This window comes from Streptomyces sp. L500, from assembly GCF_054551825.1.
Genome location: NZ_JBTOLC010000030.1, coordinates 46,295 through 58,834, shown reverse-complemented (window position 1 = coordinate 58,834; position 12,540 = coordinate 46,295). Strand labels below are relative to the sequence as shown.

Annotated in this window: 11 protein-coding genes; 3 read left to right on the top strand and 8 right to left on the bottom strand. The window is 72.6% G+C overall.

Annotation, left to right across the window (positions count from 1 at the left end; all coding sequences use genetic code 11):
• Nucleotides 1–14: 14 nt before the first annotated feature.
• The 4 genes from ACX9I7_RS23830 to ACX9I7_RS23815 form a co-directional block, all read right to left on the bottom strand.
• Nucleotides 15–875 carry a geranyl diphosphate 2-C-methyltransferase gene (locus tag ACX9I7_RS23830; RefSeq protein WP_358632350.1) on the bottom strand — a complete coding sequence of 287 codons (861 nt, stop codon included), beginning with the start codon at nt 873–875 and terminating at the stop codon, nt 15–17.
• Between the two features lie 40 nt (nt 876–915).
• The gene (locus tag ACX9I7_RS23825; protein WP_459388447.1) at nt 916–2,139 is read right to left on the bottom strand and encodes a family 2 encapsulin nanocompartment cargo protein terpene cyclase; all 1,224 of its coding nucleotides are present in this window, start codon (nt 2,137–2,139) and stop codon (nt 916–918) included.
• Between the two features lie 220 nt (nt 2,140–2,359).
• Nucleotides 2,360–2,956, bottom strand: coding sequence for an HdeD family acid-resistance protein (locus ACX9I7_RS23820; RefSeq protein WP_387570080.1), 597 nt, complete (start codon nt 2,954–2,956; stop codon nt 2,360–2,362).
• A gap of 113 nt (nt 2,957–3,069) precedes the next feature.
• The gene (locus ACX9I7_RS23815; RefSeq protein ID WP_459388446.1) at nt 3,070–3,738 is read right to left on the bottom strand and encodes a GmrSD restriction endonuclease domain-containing protein; all 669 of its coding nucleotides are present in this window, start codon (nt 3,736–3,738) and stop codon (nt 3,070–3,072) included.
• Between the two features lie 103 nt (nt 3,739–3,841).
• On the opposite strand from ACX9I7_RS23815, the gene ACX9I7_RS23810 reads away from it, so the two are divergent.
• Entirely contained in the window at nt 3,842–4,867 is a 1,026-nt protein-coding gene (locus ACX9I7_RS23810; RefSeq protein WP_387570077.1) for a YdcF family protein, read from the top strand.
• Here the strand turns inward: ACX9I7_RS23810 and ACX9I7_RS23805 are convergent.
• Both ACX9I7_RS23805 and ACX9I7_RS23800 read right to left on the bottom strand, forming a co-directional pair.
• The gene (locus ACX9I7_RS23805; protein WP_387570074.1) at nt 4,857–5,702 is read right to left on the bottom strand and encodes a hypothetical protein; all 846 of its coding nucleotides are present in this window, start codon (nt 5,700–5,702) and stop codon (nt 4,857–4,859) included. The genes ACX9I7_RS23810 and ACX9I7_RS23805 overlap by 11 nt on opposite strands.
• Before the next feature lie 108 nt (nt 5,703–5,810).
• Nucleotides 5,811–7,190 carry an erythromycin esterase family protein gene (locus ACX9I7_RS23800; RefSeq protein ID WP_459388445.1) on the bottom strand — a complete coding sequence of 460 codons (1,380 nt, stop codon included), beginning with the start codon at nt 7,188–7,190 and terminating at the stop codon, nt 5,811–5,813.
• Nucleotides 7,191–7,343: 153 nt separating this feature from the next.
• Here ACX9I7_RS23800 and ACX9I7_RS23795 point away from each other — a divergent pair, with 153 nt between their 5' ends.
• Together ACX9I7_RS23795 and ACX9I7_RS23790 are read left to right on the top strand one after the other, a co-directional pair.
• Entirely contained in the window at nt 7,344–8,705 is a 1,362-nt protein-coding gene (locus tag ACX9I7_RS23795; protein ID WP_459388444.1) for an erythromycin esterase family protein, read from the top strand.
• A gap of 161 nt (nt 8,706–8,866) precedes the next feature.
• On the top strand, nt 8,867–10,489 hold the full coding sequence (locus ACX9I7_RS23790; RefSeq protein WP_459388443.1) for an FAD-binding oxidoreductase: 1,623 nt from the start codon (nt 8,867–8,869) through the stop codon (nt 10,487–10,489).
• Here ACX9I7_RS23790 and ACX9I7_RS23785 read toward each other — a convergent pair.
• Together ACX9I7_RS23785 and ACX9I7_RS23780 are read right to left on the bottom strand one after the other, a co-directional pair.
• A complete protein-coding gene (locus tag ACX9I7_RS23785) occupies nt 10,425–11,174 on the bottom strand; it encodes a response regulator transcription factor (RefSeq protein WP_459388442.1) in 750 nt (249 codons plus the stop codon). The two genes, ACX9I7_RS23790 and ACX9I7_RS23785, sit on opposite strands and share 65 nt — an antisense overlap.
• The gene (locus ACX9I7_RS23780) at nt 11,171–12,442 is read right to left on the bottom strand and encodes a sensor histidine kinase (RefSeq protein ID WP_459388441.1); all 1,272 of its coding nucleotides are present in this window, start codon (nt 12,440–12,442) and stop codon (nt 11,171–11,173) included. Before ACX9I7_RS23780 ends, ACX9I7_RS23785 begins: the two co-directional genes overlap by 4 nt.
• Nucleotides 12,443–12,540 lie beyond the last annotated feature (98 nt).

The window sequence follows — 12,540 nt, the reverse complement described above, 5'->3', positions numbered from 1 at the left end:
GGGGCCGGCCGGGGTCAGACGCGGTCGGCGGCGATCAGCAGGTACTGGAAGCTGCCGTCCTTGTACGCGGTCAGGAACGCCTTCTCGATGCCCGTGGCCAGCGGCGACTGGGCGCGCAGCTCCCAGTACGGGATGGTGGCCTCGGTGAGGTCCACGACGGCGGCGGGGACGAGCCGGTTGGCGGCCATCTCCTTGAAGTAGCTGCTGCGCGGGTGGATGTCGCAGATGTAGTGGGCGTTGATCTCGCTGACGGCCCGGGACGGCAGTCCGTAGGTGTCGTTGTAGCAGCCGGTGATGGTCACGTACCGGCCGCCGTGCCGGAGCATCCGCGCGTACTCCGGGAACAGCTGGGAGAGGTCGACGTACATGGTGCTCTCGTTGTTCCAGATGGCCCGGAAGCGGCCGCTCTCGAAGCCGGTGTCCAGCATGTTCTTCAGGTGGAAGCGCACCTTGTCGGACACGCCGTGCTTCTCGGCCTGCTCGTTGGCGAACGCGACCTGGGTCTCCGAGATGGAGACGCCGTCGACGTGGCAGCCGAAGCGGCGGTTGGCGACGAGGCTGCCGCCGCCGCGGCCCGACCCGGAGTCCATCAGGCGGTCGTCGGGGGTGACGGTGCCGAGGTGGTTGAGCAGCACCTCCGCCTGGGCGCACTCCAGGCGGTGGAGCTCGGCGGTGATCCGCTCGTCGCGGGTCTCCTCGGGGCCCTCCAGGACGGACCAGTCGACGTCGCCGATGCCGTAGTGGTGGTGGTAGATGCCGTCCACCTCGCCGAGCCGGAGATTGACGGGGTTCTTCTCCCGGTTCCAGTAGTCGGCGACGGACCGCTGGTAGGCGCTGGCGAGGACCGAGGCGGGGCTGATCTCCTGAATGGTCACCGTGTCTTCTCTTTCCGCTTGCTGATGAACTGCTGGGGATTCACTGGGTCGGTGCGCCGTGGTACCGGGGGCTGGTCGCGTGCCACTCCTTGCTCCCGCCCATCCAGGCCCACAGCCCGGCGAGGTAGCGCCGGAGTTCCGGGGAGCCCGCCGCGCTCAGGACGGCGCACTCGGCTTCGACCGTGTGCATCAGCTCGTCGTGGATGCAGGCGGCGCGGTTCACGGCCTCCTGGAGCGAGCAGTTGTCCTCGGCGGCGATGAGGTTGGGCAGATTGGTGTCGGTGGGGTCTTCCTTGGCCATCGAGTACAGGTCGTTGAGCAGCACGTTGGCCGTGCCGGCGTACAGGTACGTGCGGCGTACGCGCGCGTCGGCGAACTCGGCGGCGGGGAGCTCGTAGCCGCCGACGGGGTCGATGAGGACCATGCAGGGGTAGAAGGCGTTCTCGTAGCGGTGCAGCAGGTACTCCCACACGGCGGGCCGCCGCTCGGAGCCGCGCCACTCCCCCTCCTGGTTGTAGCCCACGAACATCACGGCCAGTTCGTGGCGCAGCCGGGCCACCTGGGTGGGGGTGGCGATGCGTGCCAGGTGGTCGAGGCAGGAGCGGAAGGCGCGCAGGACGGGTTCCTGGCACACGACGTTCTCGAACTGGGCCAGGTAACGGGCCGGGAGGCGGACGGGGTCGACGACGGCGTGGGCGAGGGCCAGGCGGGATCCGATCAACTCGGGTGAGGTGTCCTCCCCTTCGTCGACCCAGTGGTCGTCCACGGCCCATTCGGCGAGCCCGCAGCGGGCGGCGGTCAGGATGCGGTCGGGGTCGTCGGTGTCGGGGTGGGCGAGCATGAACAGCCGCCCGAAGTTGTGGGACCGCAGCCGCTCCAAGCGGCCCCGGAAGATGCCGACTTCCTCGGCCCATTCGACGAGCCGGTTGTTCACCTCCTCGCCGAGGGCCGGGTCGTCGCGCTCGGCGTCGGGGCAGTAGAGCGGCGGTACGCGCACGGAGGAGCCCGAGGAGGGCTCGGGGTCGTGGGAGGGCCCGTCCGCCGGCTGTTCGAGGGCCGGCCCGGGGGCGGGCGGGGCGGGCGGGGTGAGGTCCGCGCGGAACAGGCGGGCGGCCGACGTGCCGAGCCCCGTCGGCCCGGCGAGCAGGCCGCGCAGCGCGTCCACGACGGCCGGCGCCGCCTCGGCGGTGTCCGCCGGGTCGTCGGGACGGGGGGCGGTCGGCGCGCCCGCTCCGAGCGGAGCGGTGCCGTTGAGCCGGTTCATCCGGGGTCCCTTCGCTGCGCGTGCGGGCAGCGGCCACCGTGCCACCGCCCCGACCAGGCCACGCAGCAGAGTGGCGGACCCGAGGGCGTCCGCGCAGCATCGGCGACGTACGTTCATCCGTACGTAGCTGAGTATGTTTATAAGGTCGAAGTGTGGTGCAGATACGGCGGAAGGGCCCGCGCCTACGACAGGCGCGGGCCCGATCCGGGCCGAACGGGGCTCAGCCGGTCGCCTTCTTGAGGAGGCCGCGCAGCCGGACGGCGTGGAAGACCTCGAACACGCCCATGACGACGAGGAACACCCCGGTCACCACGGTGAGCACCTCGATCGACCGGAAGGGCAGGTCGATCATCACGATCCCGGCCAGGACGTTGAGGAAGCCGACGAACACCTGCCAGCCGCGGGCGGGCATGCCCTTGGTCGACAGCGCCACGCCCGCCAGCATCACTCCGCGCAGCAGCCAGCCGAAACCGATCCACAGGGCGAGCAACAGGATCGACCGGGCGGGCTCACGGAAGCACAGCAGCCCCAGCAGTACGCACAGGGCGCCGCTGACGAAGCCCAGCACCCGCAGGGCGCCGGGGACGTACACGCTGAAGGCGCCGGCGAGCTGGAAGGCGCCGATCACCAGCAGGTAGAGGCCGAAGAGGACCCCGACGACCAGCAGTGACGCCTCGGGCCAGGCCAGCACGATCGCTCCCAGGGCCACCGAGGCGATGCCGGCGCCCAGCAGCGTCTGCCAGCCCGCGTGCGCCAGTCGGCTGAGGTCCTCGCCGCGCCCATGGAGCCCTTGGGAATCGTTGAGGGAGAAAGTCATGGCACGCGCTCCCCACGTGATCGCCCCCTCACCCCTTCGTCCACATTTGCACAGATGACGCACGCCGACAACACGACGGGGAGGAGCCGGAGCGCGCCGCGTCAGTCGCGGGTTCAGTCGCAGGTGTCGAGCATCGCGACGAGCTTGTCCTTCTCGGGCTGGGTGACGCTCAGCCCGTACACGCTCTTGATGTGCCCCCAGGACCGGGAGTAGACGCACCAGAAGTCCTGGTTGGGCGGCGACCACTGGTCGGGCGACTGGTCGCCCTTGGAGCGGTTGGAGGAGGCGGAGACGGCGTACAGCTGGGGATTGTCCAGATCGTTGGCGAACACCTTCCGCCTGTCGGTGGTCCAGGTGTCCGCGCCGCTGCGCCAGGCGTTGGCCAGCGGCACCATGTGGTCGATGTCCACCTTGGACGCCGAGTCGAGGATCTTGTCGTCGTACGAGCTGTACCAGCTGCCCGATGTGGCCCGGCACATCGAGTCCTGAGTGACGTTCGAGCCGTCCCGCGACAGGACCACCTCGCGGGTGTCGCACTCCCCGTACTGCTTGATCCAGTGCGGAAACCTCGCCCTCGAGTAGCCCGACATCGAATGCGGTGCTTCCACCTTGAGCCCGTCCAGCTCGGCGCGCACCGCGTCGGCCGCCGGGGGCTCCGGCGGTACGCGGTGGGAGGCCGTGGAGGGGGCGGAGACCGCCGGCGCGGCGACGGGCGGGGCCATGACGGCGGCCAGGCCCAGGACAGCGGCGGCGGCACGCCGCCGGGCGCGAGTAGTGATCATGCGCAAACACTTAGTGGCGGCACCGCGCCCGCCCGGCCCATTCGCCCGTCCGAGGGCGCGCTGGCATGTTCAGACACATCGTCACACCGCGTACGATGCCGTCGTGATCGCCTTTGCCCCCGCAGCCCTGTTCCTCCTCCTCTTCGGCATCGGCGTATTGCGCGACCGACGGCGCTTCAGCAACGCGGTCCATTTCGGGCTCACCTGTATATGCCTGTTGTTCGGCCTGTTGTTCAGTCTGCTGCGCGCGGCCGCGGCGGGCGGCGAGCACGGTATGGACGCCCTGGAGTGGATCGCGGCCGGGCTCCTTCTGATCCCGTTCCTCGGCGCGTTCGTCCTGCCGGCGCTGCTGCTGGCCAACGGCGTGAAGATGATCCGCAAGGAGGGACGGCGCCCGGCCAACCTGCTCTCCTTCCTCGCCGGTCTCGGCATCTTCGGCCTCATCGGCCTGACGATCGCGTCCGCCGCCACCCGTTCCCGGAACCTGACGATCGTCACGGGCACCACCGTGATGATCGCCGCCTATGTGTCGTTCCTCTTCTTCTGTTTCATCGGATACGCCTTCCTGTACGGCTGGATGCGGCCGCGCCGGAACGTCGACTTCGTGGTGGTGCTCGGCTCCGGGCTCGTCGGCGGGACGAAGGTGCCGCCCCTGCTCGCCAGCCGGCTGGAGCGCGGGCGCGAGGTGTACGAGCGGCAGGCGGCGCGCGGCAAGCCGCCGGTCCTGATCACCTCGGGCGGCCAGGGCCCGGACGAAAAGCTCCCGGAATCCCATGCCATGGCCGACTACCTCACCGAACGCGGCTTCCCCGCCGAGCACGTCCGGCGCGAGGACAAGTCCCGCACCACCGAGGAGAACCTCCGCTACAGCAAGGCGATCATGTCGGAGGCGAAGCCCGGCTACCGCTGTGTGATCGTCACCAATAACTTCCACGCCTTCCGGGCCGCGCTCATGGCCCGCAAGACCGGCGTCAACGGCCAGGTCGTCGGCTCCCCGACGGCCGCGTACTTCTGGCCGAGCGCGACGATCCGCGAGTTCGTCGCCGTCTTCCTCAACCACAAGCTCGTCAACTTCACCATCTGCGGCCTGCTCGCCCTCTTCGGCGTGGCGGCCGTGTTCATCCACTGAGCGGTGGGTCCCAGTCCTGTGGGGGGCGGGCCTCGTGGAGGACGGCGTGGTAGTACCCCTCCGCCTCGCGCCCGGCGGGGTCCAGCCCGGCCGCCGCCAGGCTTTCCAGGGTGCGCCGCCGCTCGTCCGGGTCGGTGAAGCGGCGCTGCCGGTGCGTGGCCCCGGACGACCGTGTGACCAGCCCGTACCGCCCCAGCACCGCCGCGACGGGCCGGAAGTCGACGGGCCGCACCACGAACGCCGCCACCCAGGCCCGTCCGCCCGACGGGGCGAGGACGGTGTCGAAGGTGCGCGGCCCGATGTAGCTCAGCCCGCCCGTGACGGTGATCAGGCCCGCCGGGGCGAGCGCCTCGGTCAGGGCGGCGCCCGCCGGTACGGTCTCCAGGTTCGCGGCGAAGGCGGTGTCCAGCAGCCCGACGGCCGCCGCGTAGCCGACGGCCCGGGGCGAGGCGTCGACGCCGACGACGGGGACGGCGTCGGCGCGGCGGCGGGCGGCGTAGAACTCCTTGTCGGCGGCGATGAGTTCGTCCAGGGACAGCTCCGCCGCCCGCGGGCTCGTGTAGTGCTCGTAGAGCTCCCGCAGCGTGAGGTCGTGGTTGACCAGTGCGGCGTTGATGCCGTACGAGCAGCACAGGTCCACCATGGTGACCGGTCCGCCGGGGTGGGCGCGGGCCCGGTCGGCGAGGAGGGCCCGGAAGACGGGCTGGGCGTGGTGGGGGATCTGGTACCCCAGGGGCGCCAGCCGGGTGAAGTACGCGCGGGGGTCGGGCCGGTCGTAGATGTCGTCGAAGCTGCTCTTGCCCCAGTGGTCCGCCCTGTCGGCGTCTGTCCCCATTCCCCGGCCCTTCCGATCGGCTTCCGCTCCGCGTCATCCCTTCCCCGGGCCCGTGCGGCACGGAACGCGCCGGGGTGCGAATCCGGCCGTCCGGGTCATGCCGGGGATTCAGCCGTCCTCACCCGGAAGGCGGTCGGAGGCGCGCACCCGGTGGAGGTGGACCAGGGCGTCGTAGCTGCGGCCCAGGGCCACCGGGTGGCTCGGCAGGGGATGGGCCGTGCCGATGCTGTAGGTGGGCCGGGCCCGGCCGAGCCAGTCGCGGGCGGGGGCCGGTGCGGTGCGCAGGTCCAGGAAGTAGTCGCGCTCGCGCACGCGGTCGAGGGTGTGCTCGTTGCTGCCGGGGGCGGCGGGCCCCACGGTGAACTTCTTGACGTTCTTGCCCAGCGGCAGGTCGTCCGGCCCGGTCGCGTTGAACGAGCCCTGGTCGAAGGAGAGCCCGACGGCGACATAGCCCGCCCCGAGCAGGTCGTGGAGGAAGGCGCCCTGTGACTTCGGGTAGTTCACGGGATCGGCGCTCGCGTAGCCGACGTGCCCGTTGTGGGCGGAGAGCAGGACCTTGTCGCCGGTGTTCCGCTGCCACCAGGCGGTGTTGTCGGCCATGACCTCGTCACGGAAGCGCATGGCCGCCGCGACACCCTCCTGCTTGCCGAAGTCGAAGGCGTACTGCTCGGCGGTCTGCCGGAGCGTCAGCGCGTTCTGCACGGCCCACCGGTACGCCTCGCCCGCCGCGCGGCCCGGGCCCGGCCGCTGCTCGCGCAGCAGGTCCAGGGCCCGCCGGGCGCGGGCGGCCTTGTCCTGCCGTTCGGCGAGCGGCCGCTCGAGGTAGCCGCGCATGTACGGGCCGGCGGCCGTCGTGGGGCGCAGGTCGCGGTAGAGGCCGGTGAGCTCGGGCAGCAGGGCGGGGTGGGCGGTGCGGACGTAGTCGAGGACCCGGTCGTAGAGCTCCGGGCCGGCGTAGGCGATGTCGTTGCCCATGAACCGGACGGGGTCGCCGGGGTGGGCGACGTTCCAGGAGCGCATCCACTGGACGAGGGAGAGGTATTCGCGGGTGTTCCAGGAGAGGTAGGCGTCCTGGAAGTCCTCGCGCAGCACGCGCTCGGGGTCGCCCTTTCCGCGCAGGACGTAGTCGTTGAGCCTCAGTCCGGTGCTCCAGGGGGCCTCCAGGGCGTAGGTGCGGAAGCCCCGGTCCCGCACCAGGTGGCGGAAGACGCGCTGTTTGAGGGCGAAGAACTCATGGGAGCCGTGCGTGGCCTCGCCCATTCCCACGACGCGCGCGTCGCCCACCATGCGGTCCAGGGGCCGCAGGTCGTCCGAGGGGCCGGACGGCTCGGTGGACCGCAGCGGGTGGGCGACGCTCTCGACGGCCCGGACGACGCGGTCGTCGTCCTGTGAGGTGGCCGCGAGGGCCGGGGTGGTGGCCGCGGACGCGCCGAGGCAGAGGAAGAGGGTCAGGAAGGCGGTGGCCGGGCGTCGTTGGGTGCGTTTCATGCTCTTCAGCCTGGTCACTGGGCGGTCAGGGGACCATCCGGCGCGTCCCCGTGTGGTGGGTGGGGCTGGCCCCACCCCTTCTCCGGCGGCTGGCGGTATCGACTGCCTCAACTGCCCCATAAGTCAACCTGTATAACAGCGTGTATGAGACACATGACCATACGTCGTTCCGCGTCCCTGGCCCTCGCCGTCGCCGCGTTACTGGGCCCGGCCACCGCCGCCGGCGCCGCCGGGCGGCCGCAGGCCGCACCGTCCCCCACCGCCGCCGCGACCGCCGCGCCGGACCGCGAGGTGGTGGCCGGGCTCGACCGGTACGCCCACCGGCTGCGCGGGGCCCGGCCGGGCGGGTCCGGCGCGGACCTGGAGGCGTTCGGGAAGGCGACGCGAGGCGCCTCCATCGTCGGGATCGGCGAGGTCTCGCACGGTTCGGGTGACGTCTTCGCCCTCAAGGACAGGCTGCTGCGGCACCTGGTGACGCGCGAGGGGTTCTCCGCCTTCGCCATGGAGATCAACTGGTCGGCCGCCGCCCGCATCGACGCCTACGTCCGCACCGGCGAGGGCGACCTGCGGCAGATCATGGGCGAGGAGTTCCAGGACGCGTACGGCCTGGACGACACCGAGGAGTACCTGCGGCTGTTCGGCTGGGTGCGCGAGCACAACCGCACCGGCGCCCACCAGGTCCGGATCGTCGGCGTCGACTTCTCCGACGTCGACCCGGAGCAGTACGACCGCCTCTTCGCCTGGGCCGAGCGGAACACGCCCGCGCTCGTCCCCGAGCTGCGCGAGCGGTACGCGGCGCTCCGCGCGCTGCGCGGCGGGGTCGCCGAGCGGCTGGCCGCGTACGGCGCCCTCCCGCTCGCCGAGCGGAAGAAGATGGCCGAGGACGCAGACGCCGCGTACCGGCTGCTGGAGAGGGCCGCCGAGCGGGATCCCCGGGTGCTCCAGGACGCCCGGGTCATCTCGCAGATGGCCACCTCCAACGCCTTCGACGGCGACGACCCGGCCCAGGCCCTCGCCGCCAACCGGTACCGCGACCGGACCATGGCCGAGAACGCCGTCTGGTGGCAGCGGAACACCGGCGGCCGGATCCTCCTGTCGGCACACGACGGGCACATCACCCACGAGACGGCCCTCCCCCACGTCTACCCCGTCACCATGGGCGCGGACCTGCGCGAACTCGTCGGCGAGGAGTACCTCGCCGTCGGCACGTCCGCGTACGCCGGCGCCTACCGGGCCCGCACGGCGACGGGTGTGGGGACATTCCCCTTCGCCGCCGCGCCCGGCAGCAACGAGTACGTCCTCGACCAGGTGCGCCACCGCGACTTCTACGTCGACCTGCGCGAGGCGCGCCGCGACCCGGCGCTGACGGGCTGGCTGGACACGGCCCGCCCGACGTTCATGATCCCCGGCCGGTACCCCTATCGGACGGCGTGGCCGCTCGCGCTGGGCCGGGGCTACGACATCGTTATCCACCTGCACGAGGTGGGCGCGTCCGTCCCCCTCACGCGGCCGTAACGGCCCCGCCCCGCCCCCGACTTCGCCGGCCCGCGCCTACTCCCTGGGACGGAGACGTGACTGGTCATCGCGGACGATGTCATCCCCCCGTCGGATCCACCACCGTGGGGCGTGCACCGTTTCCTCGCATCCCATAGCGACAGGAGCATGCCTTGACGGACATGACACGACGCGGAGTGCTCGCGAGTACGGCGGCGTTGGGGTCGACGGCCGTGGGGCTGTCCGCACCGGAGGCGGCCGCGACGTCCACCGGGCGGGCGGCCGCCGCCGCGCCGGCCCGGTCCGGCCCCGCCACCCTCGGTCCCGCCTCCATCGGCCCCGACGACACGCGCTACCCGTCGCTCACCCGGCGCGGCACCAACGCCCGCTTCGTCGGCAGACCCGACTACGTCCGGGTGGCCGACACCACCGAACAGGTCGTCGAGGCCGTCCAGCGGGCCGTGCGCGAAGGCAGGCGCATCGCCGTGCGCAGTGGCGGGCACTGCTTCGAGAGCTTCGTCGACGACCCGTCAGTCAAGGCTCTCATCGACCTCTCCCCCATGACCGCCGTGCACTACGACGCGTCGCGGCGCGCGTTCGCGGTCGAGCCGGGGGCCCTGCTCGGCCAGGTGTACCGGCGGTTGTTCACCGAGTGGGGTGTGACCATCCCGGCGGGGGCCACCGCCGAGGTGGGCGTCGGCGGGCACGTGCTCGGCGGCGGGTACGGTGCCCTGTCGCGCCGGCACGGGCTGTCCGTCGACCATCTGTACGGCGTCGAGGTGGTGGTCGTGGACGCGTCCGGGAAGGCGTCGAGCGTCGTCGCCACCCGGGACTCGACCGGCCCGCTGCGCGAGCTGTGGTGGGCGCACACCGGTGGCGGGGGCGGCAACTTCGGCGTCGTCACCCGCTACTGGTTCCGGGACCCGGCGGCCACCGGGTCGGACCCCGCCCACCTGCTGCCCCGCCCGCCCGCGTCCGTCCTCACCTTCACCGCCTCCTGGTCGTGGAAGGACCTGGACGAGGCCTCCTTCACCCGGCTGGTGCGCGACCACGGCACCTGGTACGAGAACAACAGCGCGCCCGGCTCGCCCTACGCGGGGTTGTTCAGCGTGCTGATGCTGAACACCCGCAAGTTCGGCACGGTCGACATGGTCGGCCAGCTGGACTCCACCGGAGCCGGAGCGCGGCGGCTCCTGGACGACTACGTGGCCGCGGTGGGCCGGGGGGTGGGGGCCCGGCCCGCGGTGACGCGGGAGACCCAGCCCTGGCTCCAGGCCAACGCGAACGTGACGGAGTCCGCGCCGTCGTTCTTCAAGGCCAAGGCCGGCTATCTGCGGAAACGGCTCACGGACCGTCAGATCGCTGTGCTCCACGAGCACCTCACCGGTAAGGCTGGCGGTGAGCTCGGCGGATCGCTGTGGCTGGTCTCCTACGGAGGGAAGGCCAATACCGTCCCGGTGGACGCGACGGCCGTCGCGCAGCGGGACTCCGTCCTCAAGGCGGTCTATCTGACGGGCTGGAAGGACCCGGAGCACGACGGCGGGCCGGAGCTCACCTGGCTGCGCGAGCTCTACCGGGCCGTGTACGCCGACAGCGGCGGCGTGCCCGCGCCCGGCACCAACAGCGACGGGTGCTTCATCAACTATCCCGACGCCGAGCTCGCCGATCCCGCGATCAACACGTCCGGGACGCCGTGGCACACCCTCTACTACAAGGGCCACTACGCGCGGCTCCAGCGCGTCAAGGCGCACTGGGACCCCAGGAACGAGTTCCGGCACGCGCTGTCCGTCCGTCCGCCGCGCTGACCGGTCCGTCGCCGGTCGGCCCGTCGCCGGCGCCCGCGACGACGTACCCGTATTCGTAGGCCAGGATCACGGCCTGGGTGCGGTTGCGGGCGCCGAGCTTGGCCAGCAGGTTGCTGACGTGGGTCTTGACCGTCTCCAGGCCGACGGTCAGCCGGCCGGCGATATCGGTGTTGGACAGACCCCTGGCCATGAGGCGGAGGATCTCCCGCTCGCGGCCGGTGAGGGCGGGCGTGCCGCGCGGCGGCCGCGGCGGCGGCCCGGGGCGGCCGGCGACGAGCCGGCGGACATTGTCGGGGAAGAGGAGGGAGTCGGTCGTGGCGACCAGGCGCACGGCGTGACCGATCTGTTCGGACGGGGCGCGCTTGAGGACGAAGCCCGCAGCGCCGGCGCGCAGGGCGTCGTAGACGTACGCGTCGTTCCCGAAGGTCGTGATCACCACGACCTTCGGCGGCCCGGCGAGGGTGCTCTGGAGGCGCCGGGTGGCCTCGATGCCGTCGATGCCGGGCATCCGGACGTCCATCAGGACGACGTCGGGGCGCAGTTCCTCGGCGAGGGCCAGGGCCTGGTGGCCGTCGGCGGCCTCGCCGACGACGTCGAGGCCGGGCAGCGCGGAGAGCAGGGTGCGCAGGCCGGTACGGGTGATCTCCTCGTCGTCCGCGACGAGGACGGTGACGGTCGTGGTCACGGCGCCTGCCTCAGCGGGACGCGCACGGCGAGCAGCCAGCCGGTGCCGTCGGGGGCCGGTCCCGTCACGGCCTCGCCGTTCAGGAGGTCCACGCGTTCCAGGATGCCGGTGAGGCCCCTGCCGCGTCGTGCGGCGCGTGACGGCCGGGCGCGGCCGGGGAGCGGGTTGGCGATCTCCAGCTCCAGGAGGGCGGTTGTGACCGTCACGCGCAGCCGGACCGGGGAACCGCCGCCGTGCTTCAGGGCGTTGGTGAGCCCTTCCTGGACGATCCGGTAGGCCTCCCGGGACACGGTCGCGGGGACGCCCTCCGGGTCGCCGGTGACGTCCGCGCGGACGTCGGTCCCCGTGCGGCGGACCCGGTCGGCCAGCGTGTGGAGGTCGGCCAGGGTGAGCGGCGGGGCCGTGGCCGTGTGCTCCTCGCGGAGGATGCCCAGGGCGTGGTCGAGGTCGTCCATGGCGGCACGGGAGGCTTCCTCCAGGCCGGTGAGGGCACGGCGGGCGGCGGCCGGGTCGGTGTCCATGAGGCTCCTGGCCACCGCCGCCTGGATGGTGGACGCCGTCAGGGTGTGGCCGATCGAGTCGTGCAACTCCTGGGCGAGCCGGTTGCGTCGCGCCATCCGCCGCATCTGCGACTCGAGCGCGGCGAGCCGTTCGGCGGGGCCGTGGCCGAGGAGCACGGGGGCGGCGCGCCGGAGGAGGGCGGCGACCGCGGCGCAGGCGTGGCCCGCCAGGACGAGGAGCGCGGCGGCCACCGGGAGCGTCCACAGCCCGGCCGCTCCCCCGGGCACGTCCAGGGGGCGGAGGACCGTGATGCGGTCGCCGCCGTTCAGCCACACGGCGGGCAGGGCGACGGCCGTAGCCAGCGCGAAGGCGGTGGCGGCCGTCAGCGCGACGCCCGCCAGCGTGTGCAGGAGGAGCCACGTCCCCGTCCGGAGCCGGTCGGCGCCGCGTGGGCGCGCCGCCGCGACGGGGGCGGGCAGGTCCGTGCCCAGCAGCCGGTCGGCCAGGCAGACGGAGGCGCTCCGCGCCGGGCGCGGGCAGCCGGCGGCGACGGTGAGGGCGGCCCACACGGTCAGGAGCACGGCGGTCCGGGCCGGCGCCGGCCAGTCGCGCGGGGCCGCCGCGACCACGAGCGACGCGGCGGCGAGCGGCAGGAGACCACCGGCGGCGCCGAGCAGTCCGTGGAGCCAGGCTCGGAGGGTGTCGCCGCTCGTCGGCGGACGGAACGGACGTATCAGCGCACGGAACGGATGTATCGGAAGACGCACGCCCGGGAGTATCGCAGCGGATTCCGGCGGCCCGCCTCCCCCGCGCGAGCGATACGCGAGCTCCCCCGTCACCGGGATGTGCCGGCCGGTCCCGCGCA

Bases quoted from the DNA above. Each gene is read 5' to 3' on its own strand.
- ACX9I7_RS23825 (WP_459388447.1), bottom strand. From the start codon at position 2,139: ATGAACCGGCTCAACGGCACCGCTCCGCTCGGAGCGGGCGCGCCGACC.
- ACX9I7_RS23820 (WP_387570080.1), bottom strand. From the start codon at position 2,956: ATGACTTTCTCCCTCAACGATTCCCAAGGGCTCCATGGGCGCGGCGAG.
- ACX9I7_RS23815 (WP_459388446.1), bottom strand. From the start codon at position 3,738: ATGATCACTACTCGCGCCCGGCGGCGTGCCGCCGCCGCTGTCCTGGGC.
- ACX9I7_RS23805 (WP_387570074.1), bottom strand. From the start codon at position 5,702: ATGGGGACAGACGCCGACAGGGCGGACCACTGGGGCAAGAGCAGCTTC.
- ACX9I7_RS23800 (WP_459388445.1), bottom strand. From the start codon at position 7,190: ATGAAACGCACCCAACGACGCCCGGCCACCGCCTTCCTGACCCTCTTC.
- ACX9I7_RS23795 (WP_459388444.1), top strand. From the start codon at position 7,344: ATGACCATACGTCGTTCCGCGTCCCTGGCCCTCGCCGTCGCCGCGTTA.
- ACX9I7_RS23790 (WP_459388443.1), top strand. From the start codon at position 8,867: ATGACACGACGCGGAGTGCTCGCGAGTACGGCGGCGTTGGGGTCGACG.